Source organism: Symbiopectobacterium sp. (assembly GCF_051710365.1).
In the GTDB taxonomy this organism is placed as follows: Bacteria; Pseudomonadota; Gammaproteobacteria; order Enterobacterales; family Enterobacteriaceae; genus Symbiopectobacterium.
In genome coordinates, this window is sequence record NZ_JBPETA010000057.1 from 1 (window position 1) to 17,156 (window position 17,156).

At 54.8% G+C, this 17,156-nt stretch carries 10 protein-coding genes and 5 pseudogenes; 8 read left to right on the forward strand and 7 right to left on the reverse strand.

Annotated features, from left to right (window positions below):
- Window positions 1-451: 451 nt before the first annotated feature.
- Complete coding sequence (locus ACTBDZ_RS07565) at window positions 452-2,323, forward strand: methyl-accepting chemotaxis protein (protein WP_438814862.1); 1,872 nt, start codon at window positions 452-454, stop codon at window positions 2,321-2,323.
- 117 nt (window positions 2,324-2,440) lie between these two features.
- On the opposite strand, the pseudogene ACTBDZ_RS07570 reads toward ACTBDZ_RS07565, so the two are convergent.
- The 4 genes and pseudogenes from ACTBDZ_RS07570 to ACTBDZ_RS07585 form a co-directional block, all read right to left on the reverse strand.
- A pseudogene (locus tag ACTBDZ_RS07570) lies at window positions 2,441-2,964 on the reverse strand (MltR family transcriptional regulator).
- A gap of 24 nt (window positions 2,965-2,988) precedes the next feature.
- Window positions 2,989-4,137: a mannitol-1-phosphate 5-dehydrogenase gene (locus ACTBDZ_RS07575; RefSeq protein ID WP_438814871.1), complete on the reverse strand. Its 1,149-nt coding sequence runs from the start codon at window positions 4,135-4,137 to the stop codon at window positions 2,989-2,991.
- Window positions 4,138-4,201: 64 nt separating this feature from the next.
- On the reverse strand, window positions 4,202-6,103 hold the full coding sequence (locus tag ACTBDZ_RS07580) for a PTS mannitol transporter subunit IICBA (protein ID WP_438814863.1): 1,902 nt from the start codon (window positions 6,101-6,103) through the stop codon (window positions 4,202-4,204).
- Window positions 6,104-6,445: 342 nt separating this feature from the next.
- Window positions 6,446-7,157: pseudogene (locus tag ACTBDZ_RS07585) on the reverse strand (DUF3053 domain-containing protein).
- Between the two features lie 384 nt (window positions 7,158-7,541).
- Here ACTBDZ_RS07585 and ACTBDZ_RS07590 point away from each other — a divergent pair.
- The 4 genes from ACTBDZ_RS07590 to ACTBDZ_RS07605 all read left to right on the forward strand — a co-directional run bounded on the left by ACTBDZ_RS07590 (window position 7,542) and on the right by ACTBDZ_RS07605 (window position 11,500).
- The gene (locus ACTBDZ_RS07590; protein ID WP_438814864.1) at window positions 7,542-8,504 is read left to right on the forward strand and encodes a helix-turn-helix domain-containing protein; all 963 of its coding nucleotides are present in this window, start codon (window positions 7,542-7,544) and stop codon (window positions 8,502-8,504) included.
- Window positions 8,505-8,607: 103 nt separating this feature from the next.
- Entirely contained in the window at window positions 8,608-10,077 is a 1,470-nt protein-coding gene (locus tag ACTBDZ_RS07595) for an APC family permease (RefSeq protein WP_438814865.1), read from the forward strand.
- 71 nt (window positions 10,078-10,148) lie between these two features.
- Window positions 10,149-11,042 carry an aminotransferase class III-fold pyridoxal phosphate-dependent enzyme gene (locus ACTBDZ_RS07600; protein ID WP_438814866.1) on the forward strand — a complete coding sequence of 298 codons (894 nt, stop codon included), beginning with the start codon at window positions 10,149-10,151 and terminating at the stop codon, window positions 11,040-11,042.
- The gene (locus tag ACTBDZ_RS07605) at window positions 10,985-11,500 is read left to right on the forward strand and encodes an aminotransferase class III-fold pyridoxal phosphate-dependent enzyme (RefSeq protein ID WP_438814867.1); all 516 of its coding nucleotides are present in this window, start codon (window positions 10,985-10,987) and stop codon (window positions 11,498-11,500) included. Before ACTBDZ_RS07600 ends, ACTBDZ_RS07605 begins: the two co-directional genes overlap by 58 nt.
- Window positions 11,501-11,579: 79 nt before the next feature.
- Here the strand turns inward: ACTBDZ_RS07605 and glyS are convergent, their stop codons facing one another.
- The 3 genes and pseudogenes from glyS to ACTBDZ_RS07620 form a co-directional block, all read right to left on the reverse strand.
- Window positions 11,580-13,649, reverse strand: a complete 2,070-nt coding sequence (gene glyS / locus ACTBDZ_RS07610) for a glycine--tRNA ligase subunit beta (protein ID WP_438814868.1) — start codon at window positions 13,647-13,649, stop codon at window positions 11,580-11,582.
- Window positions 13,650-13,654: 5 nt separating this feature from the next.
- Window positions 13,655-14,569 (reverse strand): glycine--tRNA ligase subunit alpha, encoded by a 915-nt coding sequence (glyQ, locus tag ACTBDZ_RS07615; protein ID WP_438814869.1) that lies wholly within the window; start codon window positions 14,567-14,569, stop codon window positions 13,655-13,657.
- A gap of 165 nt (window positions 14,570-14,734) precedes the next feature.
- A pseudogene (locus ACTBDZ_RS07620) lies at window positions 14,735-15,384 on the reverse strand (sulfite exporter TauE/SafE family protein).
- Between ACTBDZ_RS07620 and ACTBDZ_RS07625 the strand changes: the two are divergent.
- From ACTBDZ_RS07625 to ACTBDZ_RS07635, 3 genes and pseudogenes are all read left to right on the forward strand, one after another.
- Window positions 15,344-15,517 (forward strand): annotated as a pseudogene (locus tag ACTBDZ_RS07625) (DNA-3-methyladenine glycosylase I); the annotation flags it as partial. The pseudogenes ACTBDZ_RS07620 and ACTBDZ_RS07625 overlap by 41 nt on opposite strands.
- A pseudogene (locus ACTBDZ_RS07630) lies at window positions 15,510-15,944 on the forward strand (N-acetyltransferase). The pseudogenes ACTBDZ_RS07625 and ACTBDZ_RS07630, both read left to right, overlap by 8 nt.
- 192 nt (window positions 15,945-16,136) lie before the next feature.
- Window positions 16,137-17,093, forward strand: a complete 957-nt coding sequence (locus tag ACTBDZ_RS07635; RefSeq protein ID WP_438814870.1) for a dihydrodipicolinate synthase family protein — start codon at window positions 16,137-16,139, stop codon at window positions 17,091-17,093.
- Window positions 17,094-17,156 lie beyond the last annotated feature (63 nt).

The window sequence follows — 17,156 nt, forward strand, 5'->3', positions numbered from 1 at the left end:
CTTGTTATAGGAGGGCCAGTTAGTGATTTTAAAATTTTGTTTTGCCATGGAGACCTGATTTTGAAACAACTATGGTGATCTGTTCCGATGATTACCCAAACTTTCTATTTATTCAACAAAGCCCTGCCGGGGTTAACTCGCCGAAATCATGCTGTGTTTTGTGCTGCCTCCTTTGCGGCACACGCTGCCTTGTACCCGGATTATGGCGATTAACACCGCATCAGATGGCAGTCCCTGCTGTCTGAAGTAGGCAGTCTATCCCATCCGGATTTTTACCATGGGAAGGTGAATACGGTTTGTACGGTGCAATACGGTACATAGCCACACGCTGACACGGAGCTTGTCTTTCTTTCCTGACGTGCCTTCAGTCTGACACCCCATCGCACAGCGTAAGCTTGTGCGCTCCCCGGATAGACGCCATTGTTTGGTTTCACACACAGTGGAAAACAGAATGGCTATCAAGTTTGAAAATATCAACGTCGGTAAGAAATTAGGGCTGGGGTTCTTTTTGGTATTGCTGTTAACCGCACTGATTGCGGGCCGAGAAATTAGTTACATTGGGTCGTTACAAGAGAGTATTCAAAAAGTTAATTTGAGTAATCAGATTAATACCGAGGTTAATCAGGCTAAATATTATCGTGCCCGCTTTGGTGCCAATTACGATCTGAGCGACATCAAACAAAACAGTATTCATATCGACAACATCAATACGCTGGTCGCCCAGGCCAAGACACTAAGCTGGTCTGCTCAGGATAGCAAAACGCTCGATAGCATCACGGCCACGATCAATAGTTACAAGCAGCAGCGCCAAAACTATCTGGATGCTGTTACCACCAAAGATAACGTCAGAAAAAGCTGGAGCCTGGACGGCACCGATCAGGCGATGAGCAAGCTTGACGACCAGCTGTGCGCGACGGGCGATAGCCAATCACAGCAACTGCTGCTGGCTGATTTCAAAACCAAGCTGATGACAGTGCGCTTCCATCTGGACAATTTGCTGATGGAACGCACCAAGGCAGCAGAAGAAACGCTGACCGACTCCATCAATGAAGCGCAGACAGCATTGACCTTCCTGAGCCAGAGCCTTTCCGTCGAACAGCGGGAAACGCTGGACCCGGTTCTGAGCACCATGAACCACTATGAGGAGCAGGTGCTCTCTTACATGCCGGCTTACCAGAAGGAGATGGAGAGCGTCACGCAGATGAACGACATCGCCGTAACGCTGAGCGATCGCATCACCGAACTGCTGCACGCACAGCTACAGCAAACCGACCACAACGTGCGCACCTCAGAAATCCAGTTGACCGTAACGGCCCTGATCACCCTGCTGGCTGGGCTGTTGATCGCCTGGTTTATTTCGCGACAAATCACCGCGCCGCTCAACCATACGCTCACCATCGCTGAGCGCATTGCCACGGGGGATCTGACCATGAACATGTCGACCTCGCGCCGCGATGAACTGGGCCAGTTATTGAACGCCATGGCAAAAATGAACGGTAATCTGCACCAAATGATTGATGATATCCGCGTTGGCGTCGGTCAAATCTCTACCGCTGCCAGCGAGATCGTCGCTGGTAACACCGATCTCTCTTCTCGCACCGAGCAGCAAACGGCGGCCAGCATGGAGCAACTGACCGCCACCGTGAAGCAAAATGCGGATAACGCCAACCATGCCAACAAGCTGGTGGTGAATGCCTCGCAAACCGCTAAACAGGGTGGCGAACAGGTAGGCCATGTGGTGCAAACCATGGTGGATATCGAACAAAGCTCCAAGCGCATTGCCGAAATCACGTCGGTTATCAACAGCATTGCCTTCCAGACAAACATTCTGGCGCTGAACGCAGCGGTCGAAGCGGCGCGCGCCGGGGAACAAGGGCGTGGTTTTGCTGTGGTTGCTGGGGAAGTGCGCAATCTGGCACAACGCAGCTCACAAGCCGCCAAAGAGATCGAAGGGCTCATCAGTGAGTCCGTCACGCAAATCAGCCAGGGGGCCAATCTGGTCACCAACGCGGGCAAGACCATGGATAACATCGTGAAATCGGTAACGCAGGTGCACGATATCATGGGTGAAATCGCCACCGCGTCTGAAGAGCAGAGCCGTGGTATTGCTCAGGTCAGTCAGGCGATTGCGGAAATGGATGGCACCACGCAGCAGAACGCCGCGTTGGTAGAGCAATCCGCCGCCGCCGCTAACTCACTGGAAAAGCAAACGCAGGTGTTGACGGAAGCGGTATCGGTATTTCGCCTTACACAAGCCGCAGACGGGGCTACTCCCGCCCTCGGCTATGGCGAACGCCCGGCACAGCTCGACTATCAGCGGTAAATAGCCGCGGTAAGCAACAACCGACCTGAGATAAGGTTGATATAAGATTCCGCGTCGTAAAAAAACGGGCGGTGCGCTATCAAAAGCGCGCCGCCCGTCGACGTTCTGAACCGCAACCTAAAAGGCTTTCTTAAGGCTAATCTGCGAGATTAATGCCGTCAGAGAAAGCACCATCGTGGAACGCACCACCTGCTGATAACGCTGCTGCTGCATCGGGATCAGCAAGCTCCCCCCCCCATTAGCCGTTCAGGAGGATGCGACAACGCGGTGACACAGTGCAGTTCGGTAATCTGCCCGAGAATCTCATCATCGGTAAAACGATAGTCGTTTTCGTCTTGGAATAACTCTTCCCCTAACGCCATCACCAACTCGGCATCTTCATACTCTTTACGGCTGATCATACCCAGACCGTAAATCAGCTTTAAACGCACCGAGAGATCCCCTAACGGACCACTGCCAGTCATTAACGGCTCTACCGCGTATTTCACCGCATAATCGTCTTTACGGAAGATTTGCAGCATGAGAATATTCACGGCTTCCGCCAACAGCTCAACCGCTTTCAGCATAAAGCTGCGCACTGTTTTCGCCGCATTGAGGGATTCCAGCACGCGATTCTCAAAGGCTTGAGTTTCTTCCATCATAACGTCCCTGCCGAACGGCGCGAATTATTGCATGGCGTTATACACACTCACTGCTTGCTCCACAACCTTACTCTGCACGTCCAGACCAGAAATTTGCGCCAACGCAGCCTGCGGCCCCAGGTTATCCAACAACGCCGCCAGTTCCTGCGCTTGCGGGTCCTGCTCGCTGCGGTAATGCATAGCCGCCGCGATACCGATAATCAGGTTGTCATTGGGCAATTGATACTCCAGCGTGCCCAGCAGCGGTTTGATCAGGCGATCGCCTGCGCTAAGTTTACGCAGCGGCTGACTCCCAACCCGCTCAACATCGTCATGCAGATAAGGGTTTTCGAAGCGGCTTAAAATCTTGTTGATGTAGGCAGCATGCTTCTCGGCATCAAAGCCGTAACGCTTAATCAGCACGGCTCCGCTCTCTTCCATCGCCCCACGCACTACAGCACGCACCTCGGTATCCAGAATGGCATCGCGGATCGTCTGATGACGAGCCTGCTGGCCAAGATACGCGGTAATGGCATGGCCAGTATTGAGTGTAAACAGCTTACGTTCAACGAATGCCATCAGATTGTCGGTTAATTCCATGCCCGCAATCTGCGGTAAAGGCCCGACGAATTGGGTTTGGTCGACAATCCATTCACTGAAAGTTTCTACCGTCACGGCCAAGGGATCGTCCTGGCTCGCTTCCACCGGTGGAACAATGCGGTCTACCGCCGAATCAACAAAACCTACGTGCTCGTTGACCCATGCCTGCTCGTTCTCCGGCAGATGCTTCCACACGTGTTGTTTTAACTGCGTGGTGCCGCGCACCATATTTTCACAAGCAATGATATTCAGTGGGCGCGTATTGCCCTGCGCATGGCGCTTCACCAACCCCTGAGCAATGGCACCCGCGATTTTTTCGAGAATTTGCGGCCCTACCGCCGTCGTCACCACATCAGCCTCGGCAATCAACGCCACGGCTTCCGGGCTTGCGCTGTGCATCGCGCTGACGTTGCTGATCGTTTCCAACTGTGCCTGCTCGCCGACCACTCTCACCTGATACTGCTTACGGTTGTTGATAGCATCCAGCAACGGCTGGTTCACATCTGCAAAGGTGAGTTCGATGTTGGCGTCTGCCAGCAGTTTTCCGATAAACCCGCGTCCGATATTTCCGGCACCAAAATGTAAAGCTTTCATCATGCGTTAACCTTTCAAAACAATGGCAAAAAAGAGGCCGCCCGAAGGCGGCGCTGCCGATGCATCAGGCACTCTTTTTCTCGGAGAGCAGGTCTAGCACTTCCTGCACATCCTGGGTCTGCGCTAAACGGGCAATCACGGTGTCATCGTCCAGCGCATTGGTCAGGCGGGTGATCACCGCAATATGTTCGTTATTACGCGCCGCGATACCGATCACCAATTTTGCCACGTCATCCTCATCATCACCGAAGCGCACCCCCTGCGGATATTGGCAGAAGACGATGCCGGTTTTCAGCACGCGATCTTTGGCTTCAATGGTGCCATGCGGCACGGCGATGGACTCGCCCAGATAAGTCGAGGTCAGCTTTTCACGCGCCAGCATCGCATCCACATATTCCGGCTCGACATAGCCACCTTTCACCAGTTGCTCACCGGCAAAGCGAATCGCCTGCTCTTTATCGCTCGCCTGCAAGTTCAGGAATACGTTAGCAGCGCCCAGTTGGAACAAGGTGGCGGCTTGCGGCTCAACAACCGGTGCGGCGGCAACGCTGCCACCCGCAGGTTGAGCGGCGGCCAGACGGCTCACCAGATCGCTGTACAACTGGCTGTCGAGGAAGTTGGTCAGCGAAATATGCTGTGCTTGTGGTGCATGGCGCAGGGCGCGTTCGGTCAAATCACGATGCGTAATCACCAGATCGACATCCTCAGGCAAGCTGTTGATGGCGCTATTGGTGACAGAAATTTGCGTCAGCCCGGCGTCCTGCACTTTCTTGCGCAATACGCCAGCCCCCATGGCGCTGGAACCCATGCCAGCATCACAGGCCACAATGATCTTGCGCACGGTGCTCAGATCGCCGCTGATGCCAGTGGGCACTGAACCGCCCTTGGAGGCTGCTTTCATCTCTTGCACTCGACGTGTGGCTTCATCGAGATCGTCACCCTCTTTTACCTTGGTGCTTTTCAGCAGAATCGCTGACAGCACAAAGGAGACGGCAAACGCAGCAGCAATCGCCACGATATTGGCAAAATAAGCCCCTTTCGGCGTCATTGCCAACACGGCCAGAACAGAGCCCGGAGAAGCCGGAGAAACCAGACCACCGCCCAGTAAGCTCAGCGTGAACACGCCGGTCATGCCGCCCAGAATCACCGCAATCAGCAGACGCGGATTCATCAGAACATACGGGAAATAGATTTCGTGGATACCGCCCAGGAAGTGGATGATGGCAGCGCCCGGTGCGGACTCTTTAGCATTACCGTGGCCAAAGAACATGTAGGCCATCAGCACACCCATGCCCGGACCAGGGTTGGCTTCAATCAGGAAGAAAATAGACTTACCGGTTTCCGTCTCCTGTTGGATACCCAGCGGCGAGAAGATACCGTGGTTAATGGCGTTATTCAGGAACAGTATTTTGGCCGGTTCAACAAAGATGGAGGCCAACGGCAGCAGGTTGGTCTGCACCATCAGGTTTACGCCCGCCGCCAGGATTTTCGACAACCCTTCTACGAGCGGACCAATAGCCCAAAACGCCAGCATAGCCAACAACATGCCGATAATACCGGCCGAGAAGTTGTTGACCAGCATTTCAAAACCGCTTTTGATTTTACCATCTACAGCGCGGTCAAAACGTTTGATGGCCCATCCGCCCAACGGGCCAACGATCATTGCGCCAAGGAACATCGGCATATCCACACCGACGATCACCCCCATCGTGGTGATAGCACCGACCACGCCACCGCGATCGCCCGCCACCAAACGGCCGCCGGTGTAACCGATAAGCAGCGGCAGCAGATAGGTGATCATCGGTCCCACCAGCTTGGCGAGTGTTGCATTCGGCAGCCAGCCGGTTGGAATAAACAACGCGGTAATCAGGCCCCAAGCGATAAACGCCCCGATATTAGGCATTACCATGTTGCTCAGGAAGCGGCCAAAATTCTGAACTTTGACCTTTGTATCTGCTGTGAGCATAAAAACACACCCCTATTCAAACGCGCGATCGCAAGCACGTGTGGTCATTATCGTGAGACGGTGTGACTGCCTTCCGTCGGTAGAGATCGTGCGGACTCTAGCACGTCGGTTTGATACCGCAACCTCACGGCCATATGTGACAAACATCACACATAATCCCCACATCATTGCTACATTTTAGTGACTGAGTTCACATAAAATCACCGAATACGATCAATTCGACGCATCATCATCCGCATCAACGGCAGCACAATGTGACTTCAATCACATTACAACGCTGTGATTTTGTTTTTATTATGTGATTCAAATCACTAAATATCATCACCACCTCACGTTATTGCCCTATAGCGATGGTTTCAACAGCGGTAAAAGTGGTGGTAATCCGTTCATCAAATCGCGCTGCTGTATTGCCAGAGGCGTAATCAGCGCGTTGTAACGCGCCGCCTGCTGCGCCGTTTCAAACTGCACCTGATTTTCCCACAAAAGTGACCTGCTTGCCCTGGGCCTGAAGGAAGTCCCCCACCTGCGCCAACTGCTGTGCCAGCGTGGCGGCGGTCGGCACCACGTTCCCCAATGCCGCCGCCGGTTGGACCACCACCTGCGAGTAAACGCGCTCATACAGCACTTGCACCTCTTGCGGCTGGCTCAGGTTACGACGAGCTGAGTCTGCCTGGGTTTTTGCCGCCTGTACCTGTTGCCCCAGCAGGTTTATCGCCCCAACAGCGCTACGCACGCCGTCATGTTGCGTCAAATAATCCTGCGGCACACGAATCTGAGAAACGTGCTCCAATAACGGTTTGAGGCTCACCGCCATGCTTTGCCGCAACTGCTGGGAAAAGGTGGTTAAGATGGCGTAATCGTTGGCAAAAGGTCCTAACCGTTTTTTCTGATCGTCACTCAGTGCAGGCGGCACGCTACCCGGTTGTGATGGCACGCTTTGCAATACCGTGATAAACGCCTTGCGCTGCTCCGCTTCACTATCACCACAGGCTGCCAGTTGGAACACCATACCCAACGCCAGCACCGGCAATAGCCAGCGCGCGCGCCACCCCATTGTTATCGTCATGCCATACTCCTTATCGCACGTCTTATCCGGTGAAGAAGCGGACCACATTGCTCCGCCTTATCCTTAAGCATAGTCGAATCAGCGCGATACCCTCGTTTTTCTGCCAAGTTACCGGGATACTCAGGATGCGATGGCCGGATAACAACGCACTGCTGCAAAATTGAGCAATACACCCATAACGGTGCAACGCCACAGCGCAAAACACGCATATGGCAGGAATCACTCTATTTCCCTCTGTTTTACGACCATATGCAGCAAAAACATCACTCACAGCCCCGAAACGCAGAGATAAAATCTGCCATTTTTTGCTATTGCGCTGGCGTGATTCTTGCTCAGTGGGTATATCCCATCACAACGCAGGAAAGACAGACGATGACACCCGCACTTCATCTTGGTGAGCAAAACGGTTTTCGTTGCGCATCGCGCATTCAGGAACTGGCACAACACAGTCAACTGCTGACCGATTGGGCATTACGCTATGACCAAATCTCTCACGGGCGATTTGAAGGTAGCCTGAAAGAGGCCTGGCTGGACGGCGTACAGTTCTACCAAGAGCAACTGTCACAATCGGTATTTCAACGCGGCCAGGGCCGAACGGGCACGCTCTGCCTCGGGGTGTTTAATGCGCTGTCGGGAGAAGCGCGCTGGATGGGAAACAGCCTGACGCAGCAGGACATTACCTGGTCCTACGACGGCGGCGAGTTGATGCTGCAAACGCCGGAAACCTCTTCGCTATTGGTACTGAGCATTCCTTTAGCACTGTTATCGGATATCACCGATGAACTGCCAAACCGGGTCTACGCCATTCATCACGATCTACTTGCCAAACGGCTGCGCGAACACATCTTGGCCATGTTGCACAGCGTGATGGAACACCCACTGCAATTTGCGCAACGGCAGGCACGGTTGCAATTTCTCAGTGATATCCGCGAGCTTGCCTTTGCCTTTTTCACAGCCGTGGGCACGCAGACCATCAGCGTGCGCCCTTCTCTACAAAAGGCGCAGTGTGTCGTCACCAAAGCACAGGACGCACTGATCGCTCATCGCGATCGGCCACTAACCATGGATGAGCTGTGCCAACTGACCCACACCTCGTGTCGCACCCTGCAAAACTGTTTTGAAACCGTCACGGGCCAAAGCCCAGCAGTATTCCTGAAAAACATGCGACTCAACGGGGTGAAACGCATGCTGGTGATGGAAGGAGAGTACGCACAGATCAGCGAAATCGCCTCCAAGTGGGGCTTCTGGCACCTGTCGCAGTTTACCGCCGACTACAAACGCCTGTTTGCTGAACTGCCCTCGCACACACGGCGTGCGGTTCATCATTTGATCTGAAAATGATGACTATTCGTCACATTCAGGTTTGCCAGATTTCGATAACGCACACCCCAGAGCCCTTCATAGACTGACCATGAACCATCACGTAGGGGAACGGAACATGGCACAGCACTCATCATCAGCGCACGCGCTGCCCCAGACGGCATTGCCGCAGGGGAACCAACTCCAGAAAGGCAGCCTTGGCCTTTGGTCGATCATCTTTTTTGTTATTGCCGCCGCATCGCCCTTAACCGGCGTCGTCGGGGGCTTGCCCGTCGCCTTTATGGCAGGCAACGGCGCAGGCGTTCCCGGTGTTTATGTCCTGGCGGGCGCATTGCTGCTTATTTTCAGCTTTGGTTTTATCGCCATGAGCCGTTATGTGGTAAACGCTGGCGCTTTCTACGCCTATATCGCACAAGGGCTGGGCACCCACAGTGGCATCGCCGGGCTCGGCATCGCGCTGCTGACTTACACCGCCATTCAGCTTGCCGTCACTGCCATGTTTGGCTTCTTCTTCGCGCAGTTCGTGCAGATGCACACCGGTATCGCAGCACCCTGGTGGCTGTTCTCGCTGCTGATGCAAGCGGCAGTCGTCGCGCTCGGCATTGCCAAAGTGGAACTGGGCGGCAAAGTGCTTGGCGTATTGATGCTGATGGAAGTCGGCATTGTGTTGCTGGTTGACGCCGCCATTGTTACCCAGCCTATTGCCTTTGATATCAGCGCGTTTACCCCTTCCACCGTGTTTCATGGCGATGTGGGCATTGCGATGATCTTCGCCATTTGCTCTTTCGTCGGCTTTGAAGCGACGGCGATCTACTCGGAAGAGTGTCGGCAACCGGCCAGGATAATCCCACGCGCCACACTGCTCGCCGTGGTGCTGATCACCAGCTTTTTCGCCCTCTCCGGCTGGGCATTTGTGCAATATGCGGGGGCTACTCACGTTGCCGAGCTCGCCGCCAAAGATCCCGGGATGTTTGTGTTTACCGTTACCGAACAGGTGCTTGGTCCGTGGGCTATACAGGTGATGTCCGTCTTGCTGATCACCAGCCTGTTTGCCGCAACACAGGCGTTCCATAACACGCTGTCTCGCTACCTGTTCGCCATTAGCCGTGACGGTTTGCTGTGGTCGAAAATGGCAAAAACCCACCGCACGCACCAGACACCCTATATCGCCAGTCTGGTGCAAGGCGCGTTTATGCTGTGCGCCACCGCACTGTTCGCCCTGGCGCAGTTAGACCCGATGGCGAACGTTTTCTCCTGGGCTTCCGCCTTGGGCAGCATGTCGATTCTGGTGCTGCAATTCAGCGTCTCGCTCGCCGTTCTCGCCTACTTCCAGCGGAATCCTTCGCTGCCAGTGTCACGCTGGAGCCGCCTTATCGCTCCGGCCCTCTCCGCCCTCGGCATGCTGGCAACGCTGGCGCTGGTGGTCAATAACCTCGACGTACTGAGCGGCTCCTCCTCGCCGGTGGTGTCATCGCTACCCTATCTGGTGCTGATGGTGGCGTTTGCCGGGTTTATGAGTGCGCACTTCCTGCGTCGATTGAGCCCCGAGCGCTATTCACGCATCGGCCAAATGGTCGAAACCCTGTAACGCCACGCGGATTCGTCCGTTGCAGCTCCGGCGGCAACGGCTCACCGTCATCTGATTTCATGGAGTTCACAATGACAACACCCTATAACCACACCGATTACCGTTTTTGGCACCCGATGGCACACCCGAATGACTGGGTCGAACGCGAACCGCTGCGCATTGTTAAAGGCGACGGCCTCTACATCTGGGATGATAAAGGGCGCAAAATGCTCGATGGCTTCGCTGGGCTGTGGTGCGTAAACGTGGGCCACAATCGCCCGGAAGTGAAAGCCGCCATCGCCAAACAGATGGATGAACTGGCTTACTACCAACTGTTTGACGGCGTCAGCCACCCGATGGCCGAAGCGTTATCTAATCGCCTCATTCAGATGACACAGCAAGAAGATATGCGGCGGGTGTTGTACGGCATGGGCGGCTCAGACGGTGTGGAAACCGCCCTCAAGGTGGCGCGTCAGTACTGGATTTTGCAAGGCAAGCCGCAACGCACGCGCTTTATCTCGCTAAAGAATGCCTATCACGGCGTACACATGGGTGGCACCTCGGTGTCTGGCCTGCCGATTTACCGTCTTAACTACGGCCCAATGCTGGAAGGCTGCACGCAGATCGAATCGCCCTGGCAGTATCGCAACCCGTGGAACTGCGACGATCCCGATACGTTAGGCAAACGGGTGGCTGAGCAGCTAGAGCGTGAAATTCTTTATTACGGACCGGATACGGTTGCCGCCTTCATCGCTGAACCCGTGCAGGGCGCAGGCGGCGTGATTGTGCCACCCGCTAACTTCTGGCCGCTGGTGCGCGAGATCTGTGATAAATACGGCGTACTGCTGATCGCCGATGAAGTAGTCACCGGATTTGGCCGCAGCGGGGCGATGTTTGGTTCACGCGGTTGGGGCGTAAACCAGACATCATGGTGTTTGCCAAAGCACTCACCGCCGGATATGTGCCGCTGTCTGCTACCGTGCTGAATCAGCGTATCGAAGCGGCCTATCTGGACAACCGCGATGCGCGTGGATTGCTGATGACGGGTTTTACCTACGGTGGTCACCCGCTGGCTTGCGCCGCCGGGTTGGCGGTGTTGGATATTGTTGAGCAGGAGAATCTGCCAGCCAATGCCGCACATCAGGGGGAATACTTGCTGGATCAACTGCTGCCGTTTGAGTCACGCTTCCGCTCCGTGGGCAACGTACGGGGCAAAGGGCTGATGCTGGCGCTGGATCTGGTAGAGGACAAAGCGAGCAAGCGCTCATTAGCGCCGGATAACGGGCTGGCATTCCGTATTGCAGAAGCGGCACGCGATGCCGGCGCGGTGGTACGTCCGGTCGGACCGAAACTGGTGTTGGCTCCACCGTTAACCATCGATAAAGCCGGTTGCGATACGCTGGTGATGGCACTGCAAATGGCGTTTGAGAAGGAAGACCGGTAGCAAGACACAGGTAGAAAAAAGGGCCGTTCCTGCATGAACGGCCCTTATTTGTTTAGATGCTACGCGTCGCGCTGTTCACTTACTGCAATACGGAAATATCCGCTACTTTCAGAAACAGGTTACGCAGTTGATTAAGCAGCGTCAGACGGTTCAGGCGCACGCTTTCGTCTTCCGCGTTAACCATCACCTTATCGAAGAAGTTATCAACCGGTTCGCGCAGTTCGGCCAGTTCCGCCAACGCTTCCTGATAGCGCCCTTCAGCGAACCAGGGTGCCAGTTTGCTTTCCAGCGCGGTAACGTAGGTGGCCAGTTGAATTTCCTCTTTCTCTTTGAGCAGAGCAGCATCAATGTTGGCGTTCAGCGTATCGGTGGATTTCGCCAGGATGTTGGACACACGCTTGTTGGCCGCAGCCAGCGCAGTGGCGGCATCCAGCGAACGGAAGTGACTCACCGCTTTCACGCGGGCATAGAAATCTGCCGGACGGGTCGGGCGACGGGCCAATACCGCCTGAATGGTGTCCACGCTATGACCTTCTTCCTGATACCAGGCGCGGAAACGGCCCAGCATGAATTCGATCACGTCATCGACCACTTTAGCGTTGGTCAGCTTGTCGCCATACAGGCGTACCGCTTCTTCCGTCAGCGTTTGCAGATCGAGCGGCAACTGTTTCTCAACGATAATACGCAGCACACCCAACGCAGCGCGGCGCAACGCGAACGGGTCTTTATCCCCTTTCGGGTGTTGACCGATACCGAAAATTCCCGCCAGCGTGTCCATCTTGTCGGCAATCGCTAATGCACAGGCAACGCCTGACGCAGGCAGTGCATCCCCGGCAAAACGCGGCTGATACTGTTCGTTCAGGGCAACGGCAACGTCTTCGGCTTCGCCGTCGTGACGCGCGTAGTGCATCCCCATTACGCCCTGGGTGTCGGTAAATTCGAACACCATGTTGGTCATCAGGTCACACTTGGAGAGCAAACCGGCGCGTTTCGCGTGAGCAACGTCGGCACCGATTTTCTCCGCCACCCAGCCCGCCAAGGCCTGAATGCGATCGGTCTTGTCGCGCAGCGTACCCAACTGCTGTTGGAACAGCACGGTTTGCAGACGCGGCAGATGATCTTCCAGACGTTTTTTACGGTCGGTGTTGAAGAAGAATTCGGCATCCGCCAGACGCGGGCGCACCACTTTCTCGTTACCCGAAATAATCTGTTGCGGATCTTTGGATTCAATGTTGGCAACAAAGATGAAATTCGGCAGCAGCTTTCCGGCGTTGTCATACACAGGGAAATACTTCTGGTCGCCCTTCATGGTGTAAACCAGCGCTTCGGCGGGCACTGCCAGGAATTTCTCTTCAAAGCGCGCGGTCAGCACCACCGGCCATTCCACCAGTGAGGTCACTTCTTCCAGCAGGCTTTCGCTCAGATCGGCATTACCACCAATCTGACGCGCAGCCGCTTGCGCATCGGCTTTGATCAACGCCTTACGCGCTTCATAATCGGCGATAACCTTGCCGCGCTCCAGCAGGATGCTCGGGTATTGGTCAGCGTTATCGATGGTGAATTCGGGTTCGCCCATAAAGCGATGACCGCGCACGGTACGAGCGGATTCAATGCCCAGTACCTGACCGGAGATCAGTTCATCACCCAGCAGCATCGTTACCGTATGCACCGGACGCACAAACTGGGTCTCTTTGTCGCACCAGTGCATCAGTTTCGGGATCGGCAGTTTCGCCAGCGCGTTTGCGACCATATCCGCCAACAGCCCCTGAGCGCTGCCGCCTTTTACCAGCGCGCGATACAGCAGCCACTCGCCTTTGTCGGTCGTCAAACGTTCTGCCTGATCGACAGTGATACCGCAGCCGCGCGCCCAGCCTTCAGCCGCTTTGGTCGGTTTGCCCTCAGCGTCATACGCCTGAGCAATGGCCGGACCACGTTTTTCGACTTCACGATCCGGTTGTGCGGCGCTCAGTTGCGCCACTTTCAACGCCAAACGACGCGGTGCGGCAAACCAACTCACGTCACCGTGTGTCAGTCCGGCATTATCCAGTTCAGTGGTGAAGTTGGCGGCAAAGGACTCCGCCAGAGAACGCAGCGCCTTTGGCGGCAGCTCTTCCGTGCCGATTTCCACCAGAAAAGTCTTGTCAGTCATCGCTGTTAGCTCTCTTTCTTGTTACACATCGGGAAGCCCAGCGCTTCACGGGAAGCGTAGTAGGCTTCGGCCACCGCTTTGGTTAGCGTGCGAATGCGCAGGATATAGCGCTGACGTTCGGTAACGGAAATGGCTTTACGCGCGTCCAGCAGGTTAAAGCTGTGCGCCGCTTTCAGAATGCGCTCATAGGCAGGCAGCGGCAGCGGTTTTTCCAGCGCCAGCAGCTGTTGCGCTTCTTTCTCGTACTGCTCGAAGCAGGTAAACAGGAAATCGACGTCAGCGTATTCGAAGTTATAGGTGGATTGTTCCACCTCGTTTTGGTGGAACACGTCGCCGTAGGTGGTTTTACCCAGCGGGCCATCGCTCCACACCAGGTCATAGACGCTGTCCACACCCTGAATGTACATTGCCAGACGTTCCAGACCATAAGTGATCTCGCCGGTCACCGGCTTGCACTCAAGCCCCCCCACCTGTTGGAAGTAGGTAAACTGCGTGACTTCCATACCGTTCAACCACACTTCCCAGCCCAGCCCCCAGGCACCCAGCGTCGGGTTCTCCCAGTTATCTTCCACGAAACGAATATCGTGAATGGTCGGGTCCAGCCCCAGCTCTTTCAGCGAACCGAGATACAGTTCCTGAATATTGTCTGGTGACGGCTTGATGATGACCTGAAACTGATAATAGTGTTGCAGGCGGTTCGGGTTTTCCCCGTAACGACCGTCGGTAGGACGACGCGACGGCTGTACATAGGCTGCGGCAATAGGCTCTGGCCCCAGCGCGCGCAGACAGGTCATCGGATGAGAAGTGCCAGCGCCGACTTCCATATCCAAAGGTTGGACAATGGTGCAGCCTTGGCGAGCCCAGTAATCCTGCAACGTCAGGGTCAGGCCCTGGAAGGTCTTGGTATCAAACTTTTGCATGTCAGATTCACGCGATATATGTGGATTTATATGGAATTCGCCAGTATACCCTCTGAGTGCAAGATATACAGCCAGAATGCTGCAACAACTTCACTTCAGCGGCACTTTATTGATGTTGAGGCCAGTTTCGCACGGCGCGGCCCATGACGGGCCGCGCCCATCGGCTCACGCGGTAAATACCGTTTGCAGCATTTTCAGGCTCAGCACCAGCAGCAGTGCGGCAAAGATCTTTTTCAAGGTAGCAACCGGCAAACGATGCGCCAAACGCGCACCAAACGGCGCGGTAAGCTCACCGCCGAAATCAGCAGCACGGCAGGCACAGAGACATAGCCCAGCGTGTAGGCAGGCATCCCCGCCGTGGACCAGCCGTTAATCATATAACCCAGCGCCCCCGCCAGCGATACCCCAGCCACTCCCGGCAGTTGGCGCTGCGCTTTGGGCTTGATGTTGAGCACCATCTGCAATGAAACATAGGCCATAAAGCAGGAAAAGAAGATGGCCAGCGCCCGCGTAGGCAGCAGCGTCACCAACCAGGTGGCGGCGAAGGTGCCGATAAGGATCGCCGGCGTAATACGCAGCACCACGGGCCATAGCACCGCCTGATGCTGGTGATGGGTGCGCAAGCTGGAGATCGCGGTAATAACAATCGCCGCCATTGAGGTGCCCAGTGCCAAATGCACCAGATGCTCACCTTGCACGCCCTGTGCAGCAAACAGTGCCGTTAAAATCGGCACCATGATGCCGCCACCGCCAATCCCCAACAGCCCCACCACGCTGTCCGATGTGCCCGCCAAAACCGCCGTTTCCGATGCCATGTCGAAAGCGCTGAAAAAACGCGGCTTCAAGTTTATCGGCTCAACCATCTGCTACGCCTTTATGCAAGCCGCTGGTTTGGTCAACGATCACACTACCGACTGCTTCTGCTATCAAGAGGCCGCGTGTGATTAGGGACTACCGGCCAGAGGATCTTGCCCTCCTCCTCCCCCTGTGGCTGGAAAGCACTACCCGATAGCACCCGTTCATCAACCCAACCTATTGGCAGGAAAGCGAACCGCTGGTGCGCGAACAGTATATCCCTGACTCGGAAACCTAGGTTTATGAGGTTGAAGGCGCGATCGTCGGTTTCATCAGCGTGATGGAACAACGTTTTGTTGGCGCACTGTTTGTCCATCATCGCTGGCATGGAAAAGGCGTGGGCGTCGCGCTGATGACTCATGTGCAGCAGCGCTTCCCTATGCTGAGTCTGGAAGTGTATGAACAAAACCTGCGTGCCTGTGCCTTTTACCAGAAGCTGGGTTTCTCCCCGGTAAAACGTACATTCCCCTCCGAAACCAATGCTCCCGCGCAGATTATGCAATGGGAAAAAATGGCCTGACGATGTCAGGCTAGCCTGTATACCTCCCCCCCCCCCTCAATAACCTGCCCTGCCTGCCAATAGGTTGTCGTACCCACGCTCTGTTCCACGCGTAATTAGTGATAACGATCGCGTTTCATCAACCCTGTGGTTGAATCACTCACCCTTTAATTGGTTTATTATATGGAATTACTATTCAATATATTGAATAGAATGAAAGCAGATCGGATTAAAGGCATTATCCCTCCCCTTCCCACGTTGACGGATGCTGAAGGGAACCTCGACAAGCAAGCAATGGGCAGGTTGCTCGATCGGGTGATTAACGCTGGCGTACACGGCGTGCTGGCACTGGGCACCTGCGGCGAATTTTATGCTTTGCGCCGGGAAACCCGTCAGGAAACCGCAGAATTTGTGGTTAACCATGTTAATGGTCGCGTGCCGGTGATCCTCGGTATCGGCGGCACCTGCATCGACGATGTCCTGTATTTCGGGCAGCATGCAGCGCGCTGTGGCGCGGATGCCGTATTGGTCATCAATCCTTATTACGCACCGCTCAGCGCAGAGAGCCTTTTTCGCTTTTACCAAACCGTGGCGGAAAATCTCGCACTGCCGATCATGATTTATAACTTTCCGCAGCTGACGGGGCACACAATTTCTGCCGATATGGTGCGTCGTTTAGCGCAGCAATTCCCGTCGATCATCGGCATTAAAGACACCATTAATAATATCAGCCACATTCGGGAATTGATGAATCAGGTTAAACCTCACCGCCCGGACTTCCTGATTTTTGCCGGTTACGATGAATACCTGTTAGACACGCTGATATTAGGAGGCGATGGCGGCTTTCCGGCGAGTGCTAATTTCTCCCCAGACGTTACCGTTAAACTCTATGAGCATTTTTGCGCAGAAAACTATTCAGCGGTATTTCAACAGCGACGTGAATTATCGCGGCTGGCGCAGCTTTTTTCCATTAACGCCCCCTTGCCTGATTTACTCAAACATCTGTTAGCAATGACGGGAATGTATACGCCTGACGGCAGCGCCAATAAAACAAATAGGCTTTCGCCGGAACATATTGCGGAATTAAAAGACCTTCTGCCATTACGTGAAGCCGTCATTCCGCACCTGATTTTTCTTTTTTCGGGACTTGACGGTATTCTGAAGTTCTGAATTTATTACTGCTTTTTGCAGACCAATCAGCATGAGTACTCCCCACGTTACCATCCGTAACCT

Coding starts and splice junctions, on each gene's coding strand:
- ACTBDZ_RS07580 (WP_438814863.1), bottom strand. CDS start 6,103: ATGCTCACAGCAGATACAAAGGTCAAAGTTCAGAATTTTGGCCGCTTC.
- ACTBDZ_RS07635 (WP_438814870.1), top strand. CDS start 16,137: ATGAAAGCAGATCGGATTAAAGGCATTATCCCTCCCCTTCCCACGTTG.
- glyS (WP_438814868.1), bottom strand. CDS start 13,649: ATGACTGACAAGACTTTTCTGGTGGAAATCGGCACGGAAGAGCTGCCG.
- ACTBDZ_RS07575 (WP_438814871.1), bottom strand. CDS start 4,137: ATGAAAGCTTTACATTTTGGTGCCGGAAATATCGGACGCGGGTTTATC.
- ACTBDZ_RS07605 (WP_438814867.1), top strand. CDS start 10,985: ATGGTGTTTGCCAAAGCACTCACCGCCGGATATGTGCCGCTGTCTGCT.
- ACTBDZ_RS07595 (WP_438814865.1), top strand. CDS start 8,608: ATGGCACAGCACTCATCATCAGCGCACGCGCTGCCCCAGACGGCATTG.
- glyQ (WP_438814869.1), bottom strand. CDS start 14,569: ATGCAAAAGTTTGATACCAAGACCTTCCAGGGCCTGACCCTGACGTTG.
- ACTBDZ_RS07565 (WP_438814862.1), top strand. CDS start 452: ATGGCTATCAAGTTTGAAAATATCAACGTCGGTAAGAAATTAGGGCTG.
- ACTBDZ_RS07600 (WP_438814866.1), top strand. CDS start 10,149: ATGACAACACCCTATAACCACACCGATTACCGTTTTTGGCACCCGATG.
- ACTBDZ_RS07590 (WP_438814864.1), top strand. CDS start 7,542: ATGACACCCGCACTTCATCTTGGTGAGCAAAACGGTTTTCGTTGCGCA.